A 21,248-nucleotide genomic window follows, 5' to 3' on the forward strand; every position below is an offset into this window, starting at 1 on the left:
TCCACCCCGCCCTCCGCCGCCGCCCGCACCCCCGCTCCGGTCCGGCCGGTGTTCCGCCCGGACCGGCGCCTCACACCTTCCCGATGCCGAGGGTGTTCTCCGAGGGCAGCAGCCCGGAGCCGATGGCCGCCAGCCACGGGGTTCCCAGCAGCTCTGCCAGTCGGGCGCGGTCCGGCTCGCCGAGTGCGCGCCACGGTCCGGCGGCCGACTCGTCGGTGCGCAGCTCCACCTCCGTGCGCAGGGCCTGCCCGGCCTCGGTCGCCGTACCGTCCCCGGCCAGCAGCCCGCGGGCCACCAGCCCCGCCCGCGCGGCCGCCCACTCCCGCTCGCTCCACCCCCGGCTCGCGAACACCGCCACGGGCGCCGCGCCCACGGCCGCGAAGGAGACCAGCGATTCGACGGGGTCGAGGCCGGCCGCCCGGAGCGCGGCGAGGTGTCCGTCGCCCCGGTGCTCCCGCAGGACCGTGGCCGCCTGCCAGAGCACGAGGTGCGGAGCGTCCGGCCACGGGAGCGCGGCGTTGGCGGCGCCGAGCGCCGGGCCGCCCGCGGGGAGGGCGCCGACGGCTTCGGCGGGCACGGCTTCGGCCGCACGGCGGGCGAGCGCCGCCGCCTCGGCCACCTCGGGCCCGTCGATCCACTCCCCCAGCAGCGCCCGGTACGTACGGTCCACGGCGCGCAACCGCGCGGCCAGCACCGCTTCCGGGGTGGCGGTGGCCCAGATGCCGGGAACGTGGGCGCGCACCATCTCGGGGCTGAAGCTGTGGAACGCCTCGGTGACGTACTCCGCCGAAGGACCGGCGGAGGCCTCCGCGGCGTCCGCGGAGGCCGCCGGCGCGGCTCGCCAGGCGAAGTAGCTGGGCCAGCGTTCCCCGATGTCGTACCCGAGCGCGGCGGCCTCCTCGAACGCCTCCGGCGCGTAGTAGAGCACGGCGTGCAAGGGCTCCAGCAGATGCCACATCTGCCGGACGCGCCCCGGTTCCTCGGACATGATCCCCACCTCCGCGAGCGAGCACGAGTCCATCTAGTCACTGTCTAGATCTCCCAGAGTGCGCGGTGCCCGGGAACTTGTCAATGACTAGATCGGGCGTACGGTACGGATATGAGCACCGATGAGCCCCAGGGCGCCGACTCGCGCGAGGGCGCCACCCACCGGACGGGCGCCGGCCCCCAGCCCTCGTACCACCACGGCGACCTCCGGCGCACGATCCTCGCGGCGGCCGTGGACGTCATCGCGACGGAGGGACCGGCCGCCCTCAGCCTGCGCGACCTGGCCCGTCGGGCGGGCGTCTCGCACGCCGCGCCGGCGCACCACTTCAAGGACCGGACGGGTCTGCTGACGGCCGTCGCGACGGAGGCGTACACCCTGTTCGCGGACTCCTTGTCCGAGGTGACGGGCCTCAGGGAGAAGGGGGCCCGGTACGTACGGTTCGCCACCGGCCACCCGGCACACTTCCAGGTGATGTTCCAGCCCGACCTCTACCGGACCGACGACCCCGCCCTGGTCGCCGCGCGGGAACGGGCCGCCCGCACGCTCCGTGAGGGCGTCGCGGACCTGCCAGCGGGCACCGAGGAGACCACCGGCTCCCCCGACTCCACCGGCTCCCCCGACTCCACCGATGACGAGGAGGCCCGTCGTACGGGCGTGGCCGCCTGGTCCCTGGCGCACGGCTTCGCGGCACTGCTGTTGAGCCACAACCTGACGGGCTTCCTGGGCGACCGCGACCCCGAGGAGGCGTTCCGGTCGGTCGCGGACGCGGTGTTCGGGGGCGGCCGCCGGTGAGGGTGCGGCCCGGGCGGTGCTCCGGAGCGGGGCCGGGGCCGGCCGGAGCTCCCGCGTCCGGAACCCCGCGCCGGACGGTGGCCGCTCAGTTCCCGCGGACCGCCCCGCGTGCGGTGATCCGGAGGAACAGCAGGGCCGCGACGGCCAGTGCGGCCCCCAGGGCGTACACGAGGGTCGCCCCGTGCGGGAGCGCGAGCCCGCCCAGCACGGTGCCGAGGCCGATGCCCAGGTAGATGCCGGACGAGTTGAGCGAGACCACCAACGGCGCTTCCTGCGGCGCGACCTCGATGAGCCGGTGCTGCTGTGCGGGCGTCTGGCACCAGCTGCTCGCACCCCAGAGCAGGACCAGCGGACCGACCACGGCCGGCAGGGAGACGTGGGTGGCGGCGATCCAGGCCGGCAGGGCGAGGGAGAGGGCCATGGCGACGTATCCGGCGGTCAGAACCCGGACCGAGCCCCAGCGGTCCGTGGCGTATCCCGAGGCCAGGTTGCCGAGCACGGCGCCGAGGCCGTACAGGAAGAGCATCCAGAGGTCGGCACCGTCGGGCACCCGGACCGCCCGGAGAACCGGAACGCTGTAGGCGTAGGCGGTGTAGGCGGCGCCCATCCCGAGCACGGTGAGCGGCAGCACGGCGAGCACGGCCGGCCGGCGCAGGACGGCGAGCCGGGTGCGCAGCGGCACACGGGCGTTGCCCGGCAGCACCGGCATGATCAGACGGACGCCGAGGGCGATGAGCAGGCACAGTCCGGCGACGATGCCCAACGCGGTGCGCCACCCCAGCCAGTGGCCGGCCAGGCTGCCCAGGGGTACCCCGAGCGCGGTGGCGACGGTCAGACCGCCGATGACCACGGCCAGGGCCCGCGCCCGGAGTTCGGGGCGTACGAGCGCGGCGCCCACCGCACCCGCGGTCGGCGTGTAGGCCGCCGCACCGGCGGCCGCGACGATCCGCCCGGCGATCAGCACGGCCAGGTCGGGGGCGAGCGCCGAGCAGAGGTTGGCGAGCCCGAGGGTGATCAGCGCGCCCACCAGCAGGGCCCGGCGCGGCAGCCGCGCGGTCACCGTGGCGAGCACCGGGGAGAGGAGGGCGTAGGCGGCGGCGAAGACCGTGATGGACTGCCCGGCCGCTGCCGTGGACACGTGCAGTTCACCGGCCATGGACGGCAGGAATCCGGCGACCACGAAGGCGTCCGTGCCGACGGCGAAGGTGCCGAGCGCCAGCACCAGGATGGAGGAGAGCCCACCCCGTTCCGGTGATTCCCGGCCGTCGGTCCGCTGTCGGCGGGCGGACGGTATCGAGACACTGGGCATCCAGATTCTCCTCCTGCGCGGGCACTGCTTCGTCGGGTGTCGTGGGTCGGTCGGGCGCCGGAGCCACCGCCCTCGGCCGCTCGCACGCGCCTCGGCGGCTCACATGTCTCAGCAGCTCGAACGCGCCTCAAGGCTCGTACGCGCCGCCCCGGGGCTCGTACGTCTCAGCGGCTCGTACGCGCGAAGTGGCGCCGCGTGCGTTCGGCGGAGGCCGCCGACGCGTCGGCCATGAGGTCCGCCAGCGTCTGTGCGGCCAGCTCCCGGCGCCAGACCATCTCGGCCCGGCGCATCGCACTGGCGATGCCGCAGGGCCGCCGGAACTCCGGAGCCGCGGCGCTCGCCCCTCCGGCCCGCTGCCGGATCTCGGTGCACCGGAAGACGTCGTCGGGGCCGTCGATGGCGGCGACGACGTCCATGAGCGTGATCCGCTCGGCGGCCCGGGCCAGCCGGAAGCCACCCCGGGCCCCCGGGGTGGAGGTGAGGATGCCCGCCCGGTCCAGCGCCTGCAACTGCTTGTTGAGGTAGGCCGGCGGCAGCTCGAAGAAGGCCGCGAGCCTCGCCGTCGGCACCGCCTCCGCATCCCCGAGCCACGCCAACGTCAGGCAGCAGTGCAGCCCCCACTCGACTCCCGCGCTCATCCGCATAACCAGGACACTACACGTCCAGGTTCCGTCCGGCGGAGCAATTGTCGTGTTCAGCGCCCCACTTGACGCGTACCGCAGGGCCCCTGCTGCCCGGCACGGCGGGCGGCCCCGCCCTCCGCCTCGCCGTGCGCGGAGGGCGCCACGCCGCTCTCCGCCCCCTCCACCGGCGGGTAGAAGCGACGGGCCCAGCGCCGGAACGGGCCGATCGGCCCGTCGCCGTGGGCGAGGCCGGGCGGCTGGAGGTACTGCTTGTGGTTCCAGATCGGGAAGTCCGCGGCCGTGAACTCACAACTGGAGCGGAACACGGCCCGGTCCAGCAGCCGGGCGGCTGCCCGGCTCACCGTGCGGGCGAGCGGGGCGGGCAGCCGGGAGGGCTCGGTGAAGGCGATGCGGTTGCGCTGCCGGAACTGCATCCGGTGCGGCCCGACGGCGGTCGGCAGCACCATCGTGCACATCCGCAGGCCGAGCCGTGGAGTGTGCACGTCGGCGTGGAGGCACCCGAGGCCGTATCCGTCCACCTCGATGTCGACGACGAAGTCGCCGAGGAGCGGCGCCGATTCGTGGGCGCGCATGGAGACGTGGAAGCCGGCGTCGTCGTAGGCGACCGGCGCGCCCATCTCCGCCCGCCGCCAGCCGTGCAGGGTGGCGAAGTGCCCGAGATCAACGGAGTTCTCGATGACCTCCTGGACGTTCCCGGCCAGCTCCCACGAGGCTTCACGGGCCGGACGGTGACCGATCTCGTGCCACGGCGGTACGAACCAGTCGGGGTCCCGGCCGTCGTGGTGCCGCCAGACGAGGACGGCCCCGTTGACCTCGTGCACCGGCAGCCGCGTCAGCGGCGTCCTCGGCGGTGGGGTGTCGTACCCCGTACGCACACAGGTGCCGTCCGGGCCGAAGGCGAATTGGTGGAACGGGCAGACGAGATCGTCCCCGTCGACGCGAGCCAGCCCGAGGTGGGCGCCGAGGTGGGGGCAGTACGGCCGGATGGCACGCAACCCGCCCGACCGGAGCCGGTAGAGCACCACGTCCTCCCCCGCCAGGGGCCGGGTGAGGACGGTGCCCGGCTTCAGCTCGGACGAGAAGGCGAGCGCGGACCAGCCGCTGGGGTAGGGCAGGGCGGGCGCGGCGGTGGCATCGGCCGGCGTCGGCCCCTCGGTGATGGTGCGCGTGTACGGACGGGGCAGTCCCACGATGTACCCTCCCGGGCCCGGGTGCAGCGGTCGTCCGAAGGCTGCCCATCCGCCCTGCGCGACTCCCGCCCCGGAGCGAAGCCCACCCGAAGGTGGTGGCTACACGCAGCTGTTGACGGAGAAGCACTGCCACTCGACCCGGGCCCTGTCCTCGCCCCGCAGGAGGAGTTGGCGGCCGTTCTGGCAGGTCACGATCTGGTTGAAGACGGGTTCGACGATGGCCTTGCGGCGACTGTAGGCGGCCTTGGCCGGCTTGGTCCGCAGCTTGCGGGCCATGCGCTCCCTCAGCGGGGCGTTCGCCGGCGTCCGTCCGCGCGGTGCGGGCGGTACCTGTTCGTCGTGGGCCAGGCGCCCGGTAGCCATGAACGTGTCCGTCCCGTGCGCACGTTGACGGTCCTCCGCTGCCCGCAGGTTGGTCCTGGAGCAGTACCCGGCATCGACCCGAGTGCCTGCTTGGGGTGGACGCCGGTGTTCTGGGCGGCCTGTTCGAGCACCGTGGTGCGATGCAGCGCATCCGCCACGTCGGCGGCGGTGATGACCTGGTGTTGCGCGTCCACGGTAATCAGCCCGGCTCACGGCCAGGTCGAGGACGTCGTCGACCGGGTCGACGACGAACCGGGCGAGGTGGTCCCGGGGCAGCCAGCCGTCCAGCGGCGGGGCAGGAGCAGAACCCGGTGCGGGTCGAATGCCCTGAACCGCTTGTCCACGCCTGCCGGACGGCCCTGGGGCGGCTGCCTCTCCGCCGGCTCGGCGTCGAACAGCCCATGCCCACGCCGCATACCGCGATCCTTCCCCCACCACGATCGCCAACCAGAGGCGGGCGCTGCCAGCCCGGATGATCCACGTGCGATCCGGTCGCCCCACGTGATACCCCTCCCTGCTATGGACGATCTTGTGACAGCGCGGCTCGTGCTTCATCCGATGACGGTCAGCGAGGCTCAGCGAGTGGTGGCGGGCGAGATGGACAGCGGTGTCCGGTGGGCGCCCGGATATCCCACCGAGGGGGACGTGTCCGCCGCCAGGCGCTTCCTGGGCACCTGCGCAAGCACCGGTGATCCCCAGCCGTTCGGCAACTATGAGATCCGTCGCCGCGAGGACGGTACGGCAGTCGGCGGCGTGGGCTTCCACGGAGCTGCCGACGTGAACGGCGGAGTCACGATCGGCTACGGCCTCATCCCGTCAGCGCGAGGCCAGGGATACGCCTCCGAAGCCCTCCGCGAACTGCTGCGGTTCGCGCGGGCACACGGCGTCACCCGCGTGAAAGGCGACGCCGACCACGACAACATCGCATCCCAGCACGTCATGACGGCAGTCGGCATGCGGCCGACTGGACAAGACGAACGCGTCAGGTACTTCGAGATCGTCTGGGCCGACGAGACGGAAAATACTGACTTACGCTCCTAGCCGCCCGGGACCGGAGTCTTCTTCCGCGCACCGCGCCCAGTCCCTTGCGCCACCACCAACGGACAGTAGGAGTCGGTGAATTCACAGGGCTCGCCGCCCACGGCGACGACCCTCCGCCGGACCACGGCCGTTTCACCGCGGACGAGCCCCAGGAGATCGGCGACCACGGCAGGGGCCAAGTAACGCGCGGACGTGGGGCCCGCTTCACCGCCGCTCATCGTTCTCCCTCGTCACTGTTCCGCCCCACCTGGTTCGCGCATAGGGAGTCCCCGAAGGGCGGCACCGGCGGGGCGTGACGGCTTCGGGGTGGGGTGGTCGCCGTCCCGACGGTCCACCCACCCCGCAGCTGTCACCCAGCAGTCGTCGACGTGACGCGTCCCGTACGGTCGTCCCTACGACCCCAGGATGGTCGTCAGGAACTCGCCCGTCCACGCCAGCAGGTCGCGGCCCACGACCGGCTTGCCGCCGATGCGGCCGGTGGTAGGGCGCGGGACGAGGATCTGGTGGGTGGTGGCCTTGATGACCGTCTTCGGGTGGAGCCGCTTGAGGCGCAGCTCCTGGGACTCGCGCAGCTCGACCGGCGCGAAACGGACGTTCGGGCCCTGGAGGACGATCTCGCCGACTCCGCAGGCGCGGGCGAGCATCCGCAGGCCGGCCACGAGGAGAAGGTTCTCGACGGGTTCGGGGAGCGGGCCGTAGCGGTCGGTCAGCTCCTCGCGGACCGCGCGGACGTCCTCCTCGGAGTTGGCGGAGGCGATGGCGCGGTAGGCCTGGAGGCGGAGCCGCTCGCCGGGGGCGTAGTCGTGCGGGACGTGGGCGTCGACGGGGAGCTCGATCTTGACCTCCAGCGGCGCTTCCTCCTCGACCGTGCCGTCCATCTGGGCGCGGTAGTCGGCGACGGCTTCGCCGACCATGCGGATGTAGAGGTCGAAACCGACGCCCGCGATGTGGCCTGACTGCTCGCCGCCGAGGAGGTTGCCCGCGCCGCGGATCTCCAGGTCCTTCATGGCGACGTACATGCCGGCGCCCATCTCGGTGTGCTGGGCGATGGTGGCGAGGCGCTCGTGGGCGGTCTCGGTGAGCGGCTTCTCCGGCGGGTAGAGGAAGTAGGCGTACCCGCGGTCGCGTCCTCGGCCCACGCGTCCGCGCAGCTGGTGGAGTTGGGAGAGGCCGAAGTTGTCGCCGCGCTCGACGATCAGGGTGTTGGCGTTGGAGATGTCGATGCCGGACTCGACGATCGTGGTGGAGACGAGGACGTCGAACCTCTTCTCCCAGAAGTCCACCACCACCTGCTCCAGGGCCTGTTCGGACATCTGGCCGTGCGCCGTGGCGATCCGGGCCTCGGGGACGATCTCGCGCAGCCGGGCGGCGGCCCGGTCGATGGACTCGACCCGGTTGTGGATGTAGAACACCTGCCCCTCACGCAGGAGTTCGCGGCGCACGGCGGCACCGATCTGCTTCTCCTCGTACGGGCCGACGAAGGTCAGCACGGGGTGCCGCTCCTCGGGCGGGGTGGTGATGGTGGACATCTCGCGGATGCCGGTCACGGCCATTTCGAGCGTACGGGGGATGGGGGTGGCCGACATGGTGAGGACGTCGACGTTGGCGCGGAGCTTCTTCAGCTGCTCCTTGTGCTCGACGCCGAAGCGCTGCTCCTCGTCGACGATGACCAGGCCGAGGTCCTTGAACTTCGTCTCGGACGAGAAGAGGCGGTGGGTGCCGATGACGAGGTCGACGGCGCCGTCCTTCAGTCCGGCGAGGGTGGCCTTGGAGTCCGCCTCGGACTGGAACCGGCTCAACGCGCGTACGTTGACCGGGAACTGGGCGTAGCGCTCGGTGAAGGTGTTGAAGTGCTGCTGGACGAGGAGGGTCGTGGGGACGAGCACGGCGACCTGCTTGCCGTCCTGGACGGCCTTGAAGGCGGCGCGCACCGCGATCTCGGTCTTGCCGTAGCCGACGTCACCGCAGATCAGGCGGTCCATCGGGACCGTCTTCTCCATGTCCTCCTTGACCTCGGCGATCGTGGAGAGCTGGTCGGGCGTCTCCGCGTACGGGAAGGCGTCCTCCAGTTCGCGCTGCCACGGGGTGTCGGGACCGAAGGCGTGGCCGGGGGCGGCCATGCGGGCGCTGTAGAGCCTGATCAGGTCGCCGGCGATCTCCTTGACGGCCTTCTTGGCGCGCTGCTTGGTCTTCGTCCAGTCGGCGCCGCCGAGCCGGTGCAGGGTCGGTGCTTCGCCGCCCACGTACTTGGTGACCTGTTCCAGCTGGTCGGTCGGGATGTAGAGCCGGTCGCCGGGCTGGCCGCGCTTGGCGGCGGCGTACTCGACGAGCAGGTACTCACGGGTCGCGCCCTGCACGGTGCGCTGCACCATCTCGATGTACCGGCCGACGCCGTGCTGCTCGTGGACGATGTAGTCGCCCGCCTCCAGCGTCAGCGGGTCGATGGTCTTGCGGCGGCGGGCCGGCATCCGGCCGAGTTCCTTGGTCGCGGTGCGCTGGCCGGTGAGGTCGGTCTCGGTGAGCACCGCGAGCTTCAGGCCGGCGTCGACGAAGCCGTGGTCGATGGCCCCGCAGGAGACGTGCACGAGCGACGGGGAGATCTCCGTCAGATCGGCGTCGAGTCGGGCGGCGATGCCCTCCCCGCCCAGCACCTCGACGGTGCGGGAAGCCAGGCCCTGGCCCTCGGTGACGTACACCGTGCGCCAGCCTTCGGCGATCCAGCCCTTGGTGTCGGCGAGCGCGCGTGCGGTGTCGCCCCGGTACGCCTCCGGGGCGCGCATCCCGAGCTTGAGGGTGTCGTCGTCCAGCTCGTCGTCGGCGGCGAACGGGGAGGTGGACCACCACATCATGCCGAGTTCGCGGGCCCGGTCGCGTACGTCGGCGATGGACCACAGCGAGGCCGCGCCCACGTCGATCGGGGCCTCCCCGCCGCCCGCCGTGGCCGCCCACGACGCCTGCAGGAACTCCTGGCTGGTCGCGACGAGGTCCGAGGCCCGGGTGCGGACCCGCTCGGGTTCGCAGACCAGGGTCATGGCCCCCGCGGGCAGGACGTCGAGCAACAGCTCCATGTCGTCCACCAGCACGGGTGCCAGGGATTCCATGCCCTCGACCGCGATGCCCTCGGCGATCTTGCCCAGCAGCTCGCCCAGCTCCGGATGGGCCTCGGCGAGCACCGCGGCGCGCTCGCGGACCTCGTCGGTGAGGAGCAGCTCCCGGCAGGGTGCGGCCCAGAGCCCGTGCTCGGCGACCTCCAGGGAGCGCTGGTCGGCGACCTTGAAGTAGCGGATCTCCTCGACGTCGTCGCCCCAGAACTCCACCCGAAGGGGGTGCTCCTCGGTGGGCGGGAAGACGTCCAGGATGCCGCCGCGCACCGCGAATTCTCCGCGCTTCTCGACCAGCTCCACCCGGGCGTACGCGGCGGCGGCGAGCGCCTCGACGACCTCGCCCAGATCGGCGCCCTGCCCGCTCCGCAAGGCCACCGGCTCCAGATCGCCCAGCCCCTTGACCTGCGGCTGGAGTACGGAGCGTACGGGCGCGACCACCACGCTCACCGGTCCCGTCTCCGGGTCGTCGGCGCGCGGGTGCGCGAGGCGCCGGAGCACGGCGAGGCGCCGCCCCACGGTGTCCGAGCGGGGCGAGAGCCGCTCGTGCGGCAGCGTCTCCCAGGACGGGTACTCGGCGACGGAGTCCGGCGGCAGCAGGGTGCGCAGCGCGGCGGCCAGGTCCTCGGCCTCCCGGCCGGTGGCGGTGACCGCGAGGACCGTACGGCCCGTCTCCCGGGCCAGCGCGGCCACAGCGAAGGGCCGGGCGGCGGGCGGACCCACCAGGTCCACGTGCATCCGGTGACCGTCGGTGGCGGCCTTCACCGCTTCGGAGAGCGCGGGATCGCGTGCGACGAGATCCAGCAGACCGTGCAGGCTCATGGAGGGCTTCCGTCCGGGGTGGCTTCGGGTGTCCCGGCAGCCGGCTGCTGCCAGGAGCTGCGCGCGGCGCCCGGGGGACGCAACGCGAAGGGCCCGACACGTAGGACGGGCCGGGGATCCCAGACTACGACGCACGACGGACAGTCGCGTGCGGGGCGGGTCGGCGGGCGGCCTCCGGGGCGGCCGGAACGGGCGCGGAGGCCGGAGAGGCCGTGCGCAAGCCCGTGCGAAAACCCCGTACGGAAAAGCCGTGCGAAAACCCCGTGCCCGGCCGCGGCGGGAGCAGCAGGATGGCCCGATGCCCCTCTCGGACTTCACCACGGATCTGCGGCTCTACGTCCAGGACGCCCGCGACGCCTTCCTGTGGAAGCTGGACGGCCTCTCGGAGTACGGCGTCCGCCGCCCCATGACCCCCACCGGCACCAATCTCCTGGGCCTCGTGAAGCACGTCACCGGTGCCGAGGTGCTCTACCTCGGAGAGACCTTCGGGCGGCCCTTCCCCGGTGCGCCCCGGCTCTGGATCTCCGGCGACGCCGAGCCCAACGCGGACATGTGGGCGACCGCCGAGGAGTCGCGCGAGGGGATCGTCGAGGCGTACCGCCGGGTCTGGGCCCACTCCGACGAGACGATCCGGTCCCTTCCTCTCGACACGGTCGGCCGGATGCCCGGAGGGCCGGGGGAGCCGGGGCCCGCGCTGACGCTGCACCGGGCCCTCGTGCACGTGATCGCGGAGACCCACCGGCATGCCGGTCACGCGGACGTCGTGCGGGAACTCGTCGACGGAGAGGTGGGACAGCGGAAGGGGGGCCGCAACACGGCTCCGGGTGACCGGGCGTGGTGGCAGGGGTACCGCGACCGGCTGGAACGGGTGGCGAAGGGGGCGGGCGGGCGCGCGTAACCCTGCCCCGACCCCGGAGCGGAGGACGCCCCCCCCCTGCACGCCGGGGCCCCGGAACGTTCACAGGAACGTCCCGGGGCCCCGGATCACCTTCGGTGCGGTACGCGTCTCCCCGTCAGCCGTCCGTGGCGATGGCCGTCAGGACGTTCATCCGGCCCGCCCGGAAGGCCGGGACGAGGGCGGCGAAGAGGCCGACGAAGGCGGAGGCGACGAAGACCGTGATGATGGTCGCCCAGGGGATCTCCAGCGCGTTCAGCCCTTCCAGCGCGAGGAGTTGCTGGGCGGAGGCGCCCCAGCCCATCCCGAGGCCGAGTCCGAGGAGCGCGCCGAAGAGCGCGATGACCACCGACTCCAGGCGGATCATCCGGCGCAATTGCCGGCGAGAGAGACCGATCGCCCTCAACAGGCCGATCTCCCGCGTGCGTTCGACGACGGAGAGGGCGAGGGTGTTCACCACGCCGAGGACCGCGACGACGATGGCGAGTGCCAGCAGGCCGTAGACGATGTTCAGCAACTGGCCGACCTGGTCCTTGAGATCTTCCTTGTAGTCGGCCTGGTTGCGCGGCTGGTACACCGGGTACGGGGCGAGCGCCTTCTTCAGCGCGGCGTAGGCCGTCTTCTCCTGGCCGTCCTTCGCCTGGGCGAACATCAGCAGGCTGTCGGGGAGTTGGTCGGCCGCGATGTGCTTCGCCGCGGTGGCGCGGCTGATGTACTTCGCGCCGCCGTCGATGCTGGTGTCGTCGGAGGTGATCGCGGCGACCTTCAGCCGCGCCGTCCCGCCCGCCCTGAAGGCCACGGTGAGGGTGTCGCCGACCTTCACGCCGTGCTTCTCGGCGTAGTCGCCGCCGACCGAGACCGAGTCCTCGCTGTAGGCGGCGGCGAGGTCGCCGGAGAGGACTTCGCGGTGGACGTCCTGCTGGTAGCTGGGGTCGGCGGCGACCAGACCCTCGTCGTCCTTGCCGCCGTCGGGGGAGGTGACGGTGGCGTCGAGGTAGGCGTAGTGGGTGACGTGTTCCAGACCGGGGACGGCTTCGACGGCCTTGGCGGCCTGGGGCACGATCGGCTGGCCGTCGGCGGTCTGCACGATGAAGTCCGCGCCGACCGACTTGTCCAGCTCGTCGGTGACGGAGGCGACCATGGACGCGCCGACGACCGAGAGGCAGGCCACCAGGGCGAGGCCGATCATCAGGGCCGCGCCGGTCGCCCCGGTACGGCGCGGGTTGCGCAGAGCGTTGCGTTCGGCCAGGCGGCCGACCGGGCCGAAGAGCCGGAGCAGGACCGCGCTGAGCCCCCGTACGACGACTCCGGCGAGCAGCGGGCCGATCACGATGAACCCGATGAGGGTGAGGACGACGCCGGCGCCCAGCAGGTACGAACCGTCGCTCGCCTCGTCGGCGCGCGCGGTCGCCCAGAGGGCGGCGGCGCCGGCGCCGGTGAGGACGATGCCGAGGGCGGCGCGGACGCGTCCGGCCTGGCCGTCGGCGGGGGTTCCGGCGTCCCGCAGGGCGGCCATCGGCGACACCTTCCCGGCGCGCCGGGCGGGTACGTACGCGGCGAGCACGGTGACGATGATGCCGAGCGCCAGACCCACGACGGGGGTGGTCCAGGCGACGGTGAGGTCGTCGGTGGAGAGCTCCATGCCGACGGCGCCCATCAGCTGCATGAGGCCGACGGCGAGTCCGACGCCGGCCGCGACGCCGAGGGCGGAGCCGACGATGCCGAGGAGGAGGGCTTCGACGAGCACCGACCGGTTGACCTGACGGCGGCTGGAGCCGATGGCGCGCATCAGGCCGAGTTCGCGGGTGCGCTGGGCGACCAGCATGGAGAAGGTGTTGACGATGAGGAAGATGCCGACGAGGAAGGCGATCCCGGCGAAGCCGAGCATCGCGTACTTCATCACGTTCAGGAAGGACCCCATGGAGTCCTTGCTGTCCTCGGCCGATTCGGCCTGCGTCTTCAGCGTGTAGAGGGAGGTGTCGCCGAGCGCGGCGGCGACGTTGGCCTTCAGCTCCTGGTCGCTGACGCCCTTCTCGGCGGTGACGCTGATCATGCTGTAGGCGTCGGGGCGGCCGAGCAGCTTCTCCTGGGCGGTCGCGGTGTCGAAGTAGGCGACCGCCGCACCGGGGTTGGTGACGGTGAACTCGGCGATGCCCACGATCTTCGCCCTGAGGTCGCCGGCCGCGGTGATGGTGCGCAGTTCGTCGCCGAGCTCCAGCCCGTGCTTGTCGGCGGTTCCGGCGTCGATCATCATCTCGGTCGGGCCGCGCGGGGCGTGGCCCGAGCTGATCTTCATCGAACGCAGGTCGTTGCGCGTCCAGTTGCCCGCGATGGTGGGGGCCCCGGTGTCCGGGCTGAGGTTCTTGTCGTGGCTGTCGACGAGGGTCACCTGGAGGGTGGTCACCTGGCCCTCGGCGTCCTTGACGCCCTCGGCCTTCCCGACCTGGGCGAGGACGGACGCCGGCATGGTCTGCGGCTTGCCGTGGTCGGGCTCGGCGTCGGACTCCTCAGCGGCCTTGAGGCCGACGGAGACGTCGGGCGAGGAGACGGTGAAGAGCTTGTCGAACGTGGTGTTCATGGTGTCGGTGAAGACGAGGGTGCCGCAGACGAAGGCCACCGACAGCAGGACGGCGACGGCCGAGAGGGCCATCCGTCCCTTGTGCGCGAGGAAGTTGCGCAGCGAGGTCTTCCAGACGGTCATGACGTCCGCCCGCGGGTGTCGAAGTTCTTCATGCGGTCCAGGACCTGGTCGGCCGTGGGGTTGCGCATCTCGTCGACGATCTTGCCGTCGGCGAGGTACAGCACCCGGTCCGCGTAGGAGGCGGCGACCGGGTCGTGGGTGACCATGACGATGGTCTGGCCCAGCTGGTCGACGGAGGTGCGGAGGAAGGACAGCACCTCGGCGCCGGCCCGTGAGTCGAGGTTGCCGGTCGGCTCGTCCCCGAAGATGATCTCGGGCCGGGCGGCCAGGGCGCGGGCGACCGCGACGCGCTGCTGCTGGCCGCCGGAGAGCTGGGTCGGCCGGTGCTTCAGCCGGTCACCGAGGCCCACGGTCTCCACGACCTGCTGGAGCCAGGCGGCGTCGGGCCTGCGGCCGGCGATGTCCATCGGCAGCGTGATGTTCTCCAGCGCGTTGAGCGTCGGCAGCAGGTTGAACGCCTGGAAGATGAAGCCGATGCGGTCGCGGCGGAGCTGGGTGAGCTTCTTGTCCTTGAGGCCGGTGATCATCGTCTCGTCGAGGAAGATCTCGCCGGAGGTCACCGTGTCGAGTCCGGCCAGGCAGTGCATCAGCGTCGACTTGCCGGAGCCCGACGGGCCCATGATCGCGGTGAACTCACCGCGTGCGATGTCGACGTCGACGTGGTCGAGGGCGACGACCCGGGTCTCGCCCGTGCCGTACGCCTTCACCACCTGACGTGCTCGTGTTGCCACGGCAGTCCGTTCTCCGGCGCCCCCGTGCCTGGGATTGGTCACAGCCGTCGTCACGATTCTTCTCCTCCGGGGTTGGGCGTACGCCGCCCAGCGAACGCGGTGAACCCCACCCGTCCACCGTCACCGGCCGCACTCCGCGACCTGATGAATACGCTAGGGATGACGTGCCCCGATCACCTCGTCCACGGGGAGGACCGCCCCCTTGGGCCCTGGGGGGAGGTCCCCCTAGGGGTCGGCCGCGAGCCCCTCGTCCTGGAGACGGTGGGGCTAGCCCCCCACTCCTCCCGCCGGACGGCGGGACGGCCCCCGGTGCTCATCGTCCTGACCGCGCACCGGACGGAATGAGACAGTGGGCCCCGGCAGGTACGTGCAGGGGGAAGGAACACCGTGGGCGCCACCAGCAGTACGGACGGCGGCCCCGACGCGGGCCGCAGCCCGGAGCCCGTACCCGAGGCCGCCGTGCCTCCGGCTCCGCGGGGGCGCGGGCCCGTCGTGGCGGCCCTGATGGTGGCGATGGCGCTGGCCGCCGTGGACGGCACCGTCGTCTCCACGGCGGTACCCCGGATCGTCGGCGACCTCGGCGGCTTCTCGGTCTTCTCCTGGCTGTTCTCCGGCTACCTGCTGGCGGTGACCGTCACGCTGCCGGTGTACGGGAAGCTCTCCGACACCTTCGGCCGCAAGCCCGTCCTCGTGGGCGGCATCGTCCTGTTCGTGCTCGGTTCGCTGCTCTGCGCGGGCGCGTGGAGCATGACGGCCCTGATCGCCTTCCGGGTCGTCCAGGGCCTGGGCGGCGGAGCGCTCCAGGGCACGGTGCAGACCATCGCCGCCGACCTCTATCCGCTCGAGGAACGCCCGAAGATCCAGGCGAAACTCTCCACGGTCTGGGCCACCTCGTCCGTCGCGGGCCCCGCGATCGGCGGCCTTCTCTCCACGTACGCGGACTGGCGCTGGATCTTCCTGGTGAACCTGCCGGTCGGCGCCCTCGCGCTCTGGCTGGTCGTCCGCCACTTCCACGAGCCGGCCAGGCCGCGTCCCGCCGTCCGCCCCCGGATCGACTGGGCGGGCGCGCTCACCATCTTCTGCGGCACCGCGCTGCTGCTGACCGCGCTGGTGCAGGGCGGTGTCGCCTGGGACTGGCTCTCGGCCCCCTCGCTGGCCCTCTTCGGGGCGAGCGCCGTCCTCGTCGCGCTGACGGTCCTGGTGGAACGCCGTGCCGCCGACCCGATCGTGCCGGGCTGGGTGTGGCGGCGGCGCCCGATCGCCTCGGTCAACCTGGCCCTGGCCGCGATGGGGCTGCTGATGGTGGCCCCGACGGTCTTCCTGCCGACGTACGCGCAGTCGGTCCTCGGTCTCGGGGCGATACCCGCCGGCTTCGTGCTCTCGGTGATGACGCTGACCTGGCCGGTGTCGGCGGCCCTGTCGAACCGGGTGTACGGACGCATCGGTTTCCGCTTCACCGCGATGACCGGGATGGGCTGCGCGCTGCTGGTCCTCCTCGCGTTCACCGCGCTCCCCTATCCGGGGGCGGTGTGGCAGCCGGTGCTGATCATGCTGCTCCTCGGCGCCTCGCTCGGCCTCTTCCAACTCCCGCTGATCATCGGCGTCCAGTCGACGGTGGGCTGGGCGGAGCGGGGGACGACGACGGCGTCCGTCCTCTTCTGCCGGCAGCTCGGCCAGTCGCTGGGGGCCGCGCTCTTCGGTGCGGTCGCCAACGCGACCCTGGCCTCCCGGCTCGGCGACGCTCCCGCCGCCGGGCTCCCCGGGGACCTCGACTCCGTCGCGCGTGCGCTGGAGGACCCGGGCACCCTGACGGCTTCGGCCGCCGACACCCTGCGGCGTGCGGTGGACGCGGCGGTGGACCACGTGTACCTCGGCGCGGCGGCCGCGGCGGCGCTCGCCCTGCTCGTCCTGGTCTGCGTGACCCCTCGTGACTTCCCGGCCGTCGCCGAGGAGACCGCTGCCGCACCCGCGGACGGCTGAGCGCCTCGGGCGGCCGCCGACCCGCACCACGCTCCCGCCGAGGTCTCCAACTGGCCTAAATACCACCACTGTTCGGCCATTCTGCGGCCGCCACCACCTACTCACTGGTAACTTCGCCACGATTCCACCACCACCGCTCCGCCCGCGTGCCTCGCCGTCCCCTCGTACCGGCTCATGCAAGGAGCAGCTCTGCCATGCACCCCGAGCACGACGAGTCCCCCGCGCACCGGGAGCCGCATCGGCTCCCGCCTCCTCCGCCGCCGTTCCAGCGGGACTACCTGCTTCCCTGGCAGAGTTCCCCGCCGCCGGTTCCGCCGCCACCGCGCCGCCCCGGGCCGAGGGGGACGCGTGCGCAGGCGCCGGGCCGCCACCGGGATCTGCGGCGGCTGCGCACCTCGTACCGGACGCTGCGGCGGCGCTCCGCCGTCACGGTGCTCGGCTTCTTCACCGTCTTCCTGGCTCTCTCCGCGTACGCACCCACACTGATGGCCCGGGACGCCGGCTTCGGCGGTCTCACGATCGGGCTGCTCCTCGCGCTGGTCCAACTACCCCTCGTCCTGCTCTCCTTGGTGCGGTACGAGCGCACCGCACGGCGCACCGTGGATCCGCTCGCCGCCGAGCTGCGGCAGCGCGGCCGGCGTACCGATCCCGTCGTCCGGCCGAGCAGTTGGGGAACCGACCGGTGAAGGGGTTCGACGACTCCGCGCAGGCGATGTCCCTCGTCGTGTTCATCGCCGTCGCCACGATCGTGCTGCTGCTCTGCGTGCTGTCCGGTCCCGACCGGGACGACCTGGAGGACTTCTACACCGGCTACGGCGATCTGGCGCCGCTCCGCAACGGCCTCGCCATCGCCGGCGACTACCTCTCCGCCGCGACGGTCCTCAGCACCACCGGCATCATCGCGCTCACCGGCCACGACGGGCTGGTCCTCATGCTGAGTACGGTCCTCTCCCTGCTCCTGCTGATGTTCCTGCTGGCCGAACCCCTGCGCAACGCGGGGCGGTTCACCCTGGGCGACGTCCTCGCGCGCCGTTCCCCCGGGCGTGCGGTGCGCATCACCGCGTGCACGGTCACGCTCGTCGCCCTTGTACCCTTCATGGCGGTCCAACTGGCGGGCAGCGGCTCCCTCCTCTCCTTCATCCTCGGCTTCGACAGCTCCGGGTTCCGTACCGGGACGATCGCCGCCGTCGGCGCGGTGATGATCAGCTACGCGGCGATCGGCGGGATGCGGTCCACCGCGCTGATCCAGATCATGAAGACGGTGACGCTCCTCGGTGCGGGGCTGCTCATCTCCGTACTGATCCTGGACCGCTTCCAGTGGGACACCGGCGCCCTGCTCGCCGCCGCCCAGCGGCGCAGCGGAGCCGGGGACGCGTATCTGCGGGCGGGGCTGCAGTTCGGGGGCGACGACCTCGACATGATCAGCTCCGAGCTGACCGTGGTGTTCGGCGCCGCCTGCCTGCCGCACATCATCATGCGGATGGCGAGCGTCAACAGCGCCCGGGCGGTGCGCCGTTCGCTCTCCTGGGCGGTCTCGGCGGTGGTCCTCGTCTGCGCCTTCCTCACCGTGATCGGTTTCGGTGCCGCCGCCCTGGTCGGCCACAGCGCCATCGCGGCAGGCGGCAACCAGGGCAGCAGCGCGATCCTCCAGGTGAGCAGCGTGGTCGCGGGCGGTGGCCGCACCGGGGCACTGATCGCGACGACGATGACCACGGCGATCTTCCTCACGCTGCTCGCCTCGGTCGCCGGGATGACCCTGGCCTGCGCGAACTCGCTGGCCCACGACCTCTTCGCGCACGGCCTGCCCGGCAAGGACCGGCCCGGCCCCGCGCCCCGTACCGAGATCATGACCGCCCAGGCGGCGGCGATCGGCGTCGGCGTCCTCGCGACGGCGCTCGCGGTCGTCGCGCGCCACTGGAACGTGCAGGCGCTGGCGATCTTCTCCTTCTGCGTGGGCGCCTCGGCCCTCGCACCGGCGCTGATGTTCAGCCTGTTCTGGCGCCGCTTCACCCGCACGGGGCTGCTCTGCACCCTGATCGTCGGCACCACCGGGGTGGTGGTGCTCATGACGGGGACCAACCTGGTCTCCGGAACCCCGGGGGCGGTCTTCCCGGACGTGGACGCGAACTGGTTCCCGTACACGACGACCGGCCTGGTCTCCATCCCGCTGGGCTTCCTCGCGGGCTGGCTGGGCACCGTCCTCGGCCGCCGCCCCGCAGCCGAGGAACGCCGCCGCTACGAGCGGGTCGAGCCGTGGATCCTCGCGGGCACACCCCCGGTGGAGCGCCGGTAGGCCGATCGGGGCGCCGCTCCCCGTTCCGCTCGTCGCGGCGCTCGTGTGCGTCGGCCGCCTGTTCGACCCGAGCCGGCAGCAGTCGCCGTGGGGTGCCGGGGGTCAGAGTTCGGTCCGTCGACGGCGTGCGGATCGGTTGGCCACCAGGAGGCATACCCACACGACGGGTTGCGCGGCTGCGAAGACGACCTGTCCGGCAGTGGCACCCGCACCCACCCGCCAGACCAACAGGCCGACGCTGGTGAAGAGCAACGGCCAGTAGATCGACGGCCCCCAGCGGTTACCGGCCTTGGTCCATTCCGGCGCGGTGTACGGATCAGAACGTCGAGTCACGCATGCCTCCCCCGTCGGGACGAGCATTCCCCCGCCGCCTCGCTGCATTCGTCCGTCGACTGAGCATGGTCGCCATGCCACGGGTGACGTCGGCGAGACGCGTCGCACGGGGCGCACGTTCCGTGGAGGGAGATGGTCGACCTCTCAACTCATCAGCTCGGGTGACTCATTGGCGACGACCGCGCCTGCGCGGGCGCCGACCCTCGGCCACCACCGAACGCAGGCGCCCACCCGACGGGCGCCCGACCCCGACGGACGGACGGTCGACCAGGCACAGGCCACCTCTCGAACTCCCGTCGAACGCGGTAGGGCACGACTCATGTCCTGGCGGATATCCCGAAGATCGCGAGGCAGCCCGAGCCGCCTGGCGTCCATCACGAAGGCCGTCCCCACCTCGAGAGACGACGCTGAGAACGCCCGTGCGCACTTCCTGCCGACGATCCGACCCCGTGAACTTCCGCTCAATCTGCCAGTTCATGTACGGGAGAGCCCGGCTTGAGAACCCCCTCCGGTATCTCACCCGAGTCACATGTTCCCTCGACGAGCCCGATAAAGAAGGGTTGGCTGGTCAGCCAAGGTTGGGGAGGGATGCGAGTCGTTGGGTCTCGGTGGTGATGAGGTCGGTCCGGGGCCAGTGGTGGGCGGATCTCGGATGGCGGCGGCGGGCAGTGGTGATGATCTGGGCGGCAGCGGAGAAGAGACGGAGCCGTAGCCGACGGGGTTCCCCTGTACGGGCGTCGCCGGTCAGGGCGAGCATGGGCATCCAGGCGAGCAGGTCCAGGGCGATCTGGACGATCTCCGGCCGGATCTGGTCCTGTGCCGTCTTGTGCAGGGGCAGGTTGTGCAGGCTGGTGGCCCGGGCGGCGCTAATGCGGTCCTCGGCACGTGCCCACTGGCGGTGTCGTAGTTCGAGTGCGGCGATCGGGATGTTGACGGTGTTCGTGGCGAACGCGGTGAGCCGCAGTCCGTCAGTGTCGGTGAACCGCAACTGGTCTCCGGGGCGCGGGCGTTCTTTGCGGACGATCAGCCGCAAGCCCTGCGGCCAGCCCTTGAGGACGTTGCCGCCGAGTTCGGCGACCCACCTGGGAAGTGCCTCCGACGGCGACAGGAACAAGGGCCTCCACAATCCTTGGGTCGGGCCCCTCAGGGTTGGCCCGCTCGTCTCTCCTTGCTTGCGCCTCGCCACCACGAGCCGGCTTGTCAGAGCCGTCCGATAGCTTCCTGATCATGGGGAACTCAAGCGGATCATTGACGACCCGGTCCACCGGGGAGCTGCACCAGCTCATGCGGGCAGCAGGATTCACGGGTCTGGAAGACACGGAGGCGTTGGCGGAGGGCTGGCAGGTGACGGGCTTCGCTGAGGCTGGACAGCGCAGCCTGGCCGACCTTGTCCAGAGAACGGGGACACCGGCGGTCATGGTGTCCTTCCTGGACAGCGATGTGGGGTTTGTCGAGGCTGTCACGCCGGACGGCAGCAGCTGGGAGGGCCTACTGAACCGCGAGATGGCGAAGAGCTACGAGATCCCTCTGGAGCACTTCCCCGTCGAACCCGCCGTCGCCGGGGCACTCGCCTGGTCGGCTGCCGCCGGACTCACGCCCGACGAGAAAGCGATCCGGCAGACGCTCACCGGGTCGGCTCTGTTCGCGGAACAGCTCTCCTCTGCGCTTCTGGTCGCCCTGGGGCTACCCGGCGCGACCTAGCCTTCCAGACAAGGTCGATGCGGAATTCCTCTACGCGTCACGGTCATTCCGCAGAGCCTGCATGAGCCAGGGGTACACCGGGATCAGGTTCGGTACTACCTGCCAACCGTTGACGTGCACGATCTGGGACGATGGAGGGCTTCCCCCGGGAGTGCCTCCGACGGCGCAGGAAAAAGGACCTCGGCAATCCTCATTCTTGCTGATCAGAGGTTCTTTCTGGCTTCCTGATTTTCTGCCGGACAGCCCGCTTCATGAAAGCGCGAGGCTCATCGCACACCAATGGAACGAGTCACCGTCCACCGAATCACCCTACGGAATCAACCCGGCGCACATGGGGTGCGGGAGCCGGCCACCCGCCAAGTTG

At 71.7% G+C, this 21,248-nt stretch carries 15 protein-coding genes and 3 pseudogenes; 8 read left to right on the top strand and 10 right to left on the bottom strand.

Annotation, left to right across the window (positions count from 1 at the left end):
* Positions 1-70: 70 nt before the first annotated feature.
* Positions 71-988, bottom strand: a complete 918-nt coding sequence (locus PZB77_RS11840) for a hypothetical protein (protein ID WP_275496022.1) — start codon at positions 986-988, stop codon at positions 71-73.
* A gap of 111 nt (positions 989-1,099) precedes the next feature.
* On the opposite strand from PZB77_RS11840, the gene PZB77_RS11845 reads away from it, so the two are divergent.
* The gene (locus PZB77_RS11845; protein ID WP_275492552.1) at positions 1,100-1,780 is read left to right on the top strand and encodes a TetR/AcrR family transcriptional regulator; all 681 of its coding nucleotides are present in this window, start codon (positions 1,100-1,102) and stop codon (positions 1,778-1,780) included.
* Positions 1,781-1,865: 85 nt separating this feature from the next.
* Here PZB77_RS11845 and PZB77_RS11850 read toward each other — a convergent pair whose 3' ends face one another.
* The 4 genes and pseudogenes from PZB77_RS11850 to PZB77_RS11865 form a co-directional block, all read right to left on the bottom strand.
* Positions 1,866-3,089: an MFS transporter gene (locus PZB77_RS11850; RefSeq protein WP_275492553.1), complete on the bottom strand. Its 1,224-nt coding sequence runs from the start codon at positions 3,087-3,089 to the stop codon at positions 1,866-1,868.
* Between the two features lie 164 nt (positions 3,090-3,253).
* Entirely contained in the window at positions 3,254-3,733 is a 480-nt protein-coding gene (locus PZB77_RS11855) for an Rrf2 family transcriptional regulator (protein WP_275492554.1), read from the bottom strand.
* 50 nt (positions 3,734-3,783) lie between these two features.
* Entirely contained in the window at positions 3,784-4,923 is a 1,140-nt protein-coding gene (locus PZB77_RS11860) for a Rieske 2Fe-2S domain-containing protein (protein ID WP_275492555.1), read from the bottom strand.
* 126 nt (positions 4,924-5,049) lie between these two features.
* Positions 5,050-5,480, bottom strand: a pseudogene (locus PZB77_RS11865) (transposase); the annotation flags it as partial.
* A 325-nt stretch (positions 5,481-5,805) separates the two neighbouring features.
* Here PZB77_RS11865 and PZB77_RS11870 point away from each other — a divergent pair.
* Positions 5,806-6,327, top strand: a complete 522-nt coding sequence (locus tag PZB77_RS11870) for a GNAT family N-acetyltransferase (RefSeq protein WP_275492556.1) — start codon at positions 5,806-5,808, stop codon at positions 6,325-6,327.
* A gap of 392 nt (positions 6,328-6,719) precedes the next feature.
* On the opposite strand, the gene mfd is transcribed toward PZB77_RS11870, so the two are convergent.
* Positions 6,720-10,250 (bottom strand): transcription-repair coupling factor, encoded by a 3,531-nt coding sequence (gene mfd / locus PZB77_RS11875; RefSeq protein ID WP_275492557.1) that lies wholly within the window; start codon positions 10,248-10,250, stop codon positions 6,720-6,722.
* Between the two features lie 298 nt (positions 10,251-10,548).
* Between mfd and PZB77_RS11880 the strand changes: the two genes are divergently transcribed.
* Positions 10,549-11,148 (top strand): DinB family protein, encoded by a 600-nt coding sequence (locus tag PZB77_RS11880; RefSeq protein ID WP_275492559.1) that lies wholly within the window; start codon positions 10,549-10,551, stop codon positions 11,146-11,148.
* A 115-nt stretch (positions 11,149-11,263) separates the two neighbouring features.
* On the opposite strand, the gene PZB77_RS11885 is transcribed toward PZB77_RS11880, so the two are convergent.
* Positions 11,264-13,846 carry an FtsX family ABC transporter permease gene (locus PZB77_RS11885; RefSeq protein WP_275492560.1) on the bottom strand — a complete coding sequence of 861 codons (2,583 nt, stop codon included), beginning with the start codon at positions 13,844-13,846 and terminating at the stop codon, positions 11,264-11,266.
* Positions 13,843-14,631: an ABC transporter ATP-binding protein gene (locus tag PZB77_RS11890; protein ID WP_275492561.1), complete on the bottom strand. Its 789-nt coding sequence runs from the start codon at positions 14,629-14,631 to the stop codon at positions 13,843-13,845. Before PZB77_RS11890 ends, PZB77_RS11885 begins: the two co-directional genes overlap by 4 nt.
* 405 nt (positions 14,632-15,036) lie before the next feature.
* On the opposite strand from PZB77_RS11890, the gene PZB77_RS11895 reads away from it, so the two are divergent.
* The 3 genes from PZB77_RS11895 (at position 15,037) to PZB77_RS11905 (ending at position 18,850) form a co-directional block, all read left to right on the top strand.
* Positions 15,037-16,557: an MFS transporter gene (locus PZB77_RS11895; RefSeq protein WP_275496024.1), complete on the top strand. Its 1,521-nt coding sequence runs from the start codon at positions 15,037-15,039 to the stop codon at positions 16,555-16,557.
* Between the two features lie 194 nt (positions 16,558-16,751).
* Positions 16,752-17,243, top strand: a complete 492-nt coding sequence (locus tag PZB77_RS11900) for a DUF485 domain-containing protein (protein WP_275492562.1) — start codon at positions 16,752-16,754, stop codon at positions 17,241-17,243.
* Positions 17,244-17,269: 26 nt separating this feature from the next.
* A complete protein-coding gene (locus PZB77_RS11905; RefSeq protein ID WP_275496025.1) occupies positions 17,270-18,850 on the top strand; it encodes a cation acetate symporter in 1,581 nt (526 codons plus the stop codon).
* A 102-nt stretch (positions 18,851-18,952) separates the two neighbouring features.
* Here the strand turns inward: PZB77_RS11905 and PZB77_RS11910 are convergent, their stop codons facing one another.
* Positions 18,953-19,183, bottom strand: a complete 231-nt coding sequence (locus PZB77_RS11910; protein ID WP_275492563.1) for a hypothetical protein — start codon at positions 19,181-19,183, stop codon at positions 18,953-18,955.
* Positions 19,184-19,439: 256 nt separating this feature from the next.
* Here PZB77_RS11910 and PZB77_RS11915 point away from each other — a divergent pair.
* Positions 19,440-19,577 (top strand): annotated as a pseudogene (locus tag PZB77_RS11915) (IS5/IS1182 family transposase); the annotation flags it as partial.
* A gap of 174 nt (positions 19,578-19,751) precedes the next feature.
* On the opposite strand, the pseudogene PZB77_RS11920 reads toward PZB77_RS11915, so the two are convergent.
* Positions 19,752-20,264, bottom strand: a pseudogene (locus tag PZB77_RS11920) (transposase); the annotation flags it as partial.
* Positions 20,265-20,410: 146 nt separating this feature from the next.
* Here PZB77_RS11920 and PZB77_RS11925 point away from each other — a divergent pair.
* Positions 20,411-20,884 carry a hypothetical protein gene (locus tag PZB77_RS11925; protein ID WP_275492564.1) on the top strand — a complete coding sequence of 158 codons (474 nt, stop codon included), beginning with the start codon at positions 20,411-20,413 and terminating at the stop codon, positions 20,882-20,884.
* Positions 20,885-21,248: the final 364 nt, after the last annotated feature.

Origin of the sequence: Streptomyces sp. AM 2-1-1 (assembly GCF_029167645.1) — a bacterium.
Taxonomy (GTDB): domain Bacteria; phylum Actinomycetota; class Actinomycetes; order Streptomycetales; family Streptomycetaceae; genus Streptomyces.

Bases quoted from the DNA above. Each gene is read 5' to 3' on its own strand.
- PZB77_RS11840 (WP_275496022.1), bottom strand. From the start codon at position 988: ATGTCCGAGGAACCGGGGCGCGTCCGGCAGATGTGGCATCTGCTGGAG.
- PZB77_RS11845 (WP_275492552.1), top strand. From the start codon at position 1,100: ATGAGCACCGATGAGCCCCAGGGCGCCGACTCGCGCGAGGGCGCCACC.
- PZB77_RS11850 (WP_275492553.1), bottom strand. From the start codon at position 3,089: ATGCCCAGTGTCTCGATACCGTCCGCCCGCCGACAGCGGACCGACGGC.
- PZB77_RS11855 (WP_275492554.1), bottom strand. From the start codon at position 3,733: ATGCGGATGAGCGCGGGAGTCGAGTGGGGGCTGCACTGCTGCCTGACG.
- PZB77_RS11870 (WP_275492556.1), top strand. From the start codon at position 5,806: ATGGACGATCTTGTGACAGCGCGGCTCGTGCTTCATCCGATGACGGTC.
- mfd (WP_275492557.1), bottom strand. From the start codon at position 10,250: ATGAGCCTGCACGGTCTGCTGGATCTCGTCGCACGCGATCCCGCGCTC.
- PZB77_RS11880 (WP_275492559.1), top strand. From the start codon at position 10,549: ATGCCCCTCTCGGACTTCACCACGGATCTGCGGCTCTACGTCCAGGAC.
- PZB77_RS11885 (WP_275492560.1), bottom strand. From the start codon at position 13,846: ATGACCGTCTGGAAGACCTCGCTGCGCAACTTCCTCGCGCACAAGGGA.
- PZB77_RS11900 (WP_275492562.1), top strand. From the start codon at position 16,752: ATGCACCCCGAGCACGACGAGTCCCCCGCGCACCGGGAGCCGCATCGG.
- PZB77_RS11905 (WP_275496025.1), top strand. From the start codon at position 17,270: ATGTCCCTCGTCGTGTTCATCGCCGTCGCCACGATCGTGCTGCTGCTC.
- PZB77_RS11925 (WP_275492564.1), top strand. From the start codon at position 20,411: ATGGGGAACTCAAGCGGATCATTGACGACCCGGTCCACCGGGGAGCTG.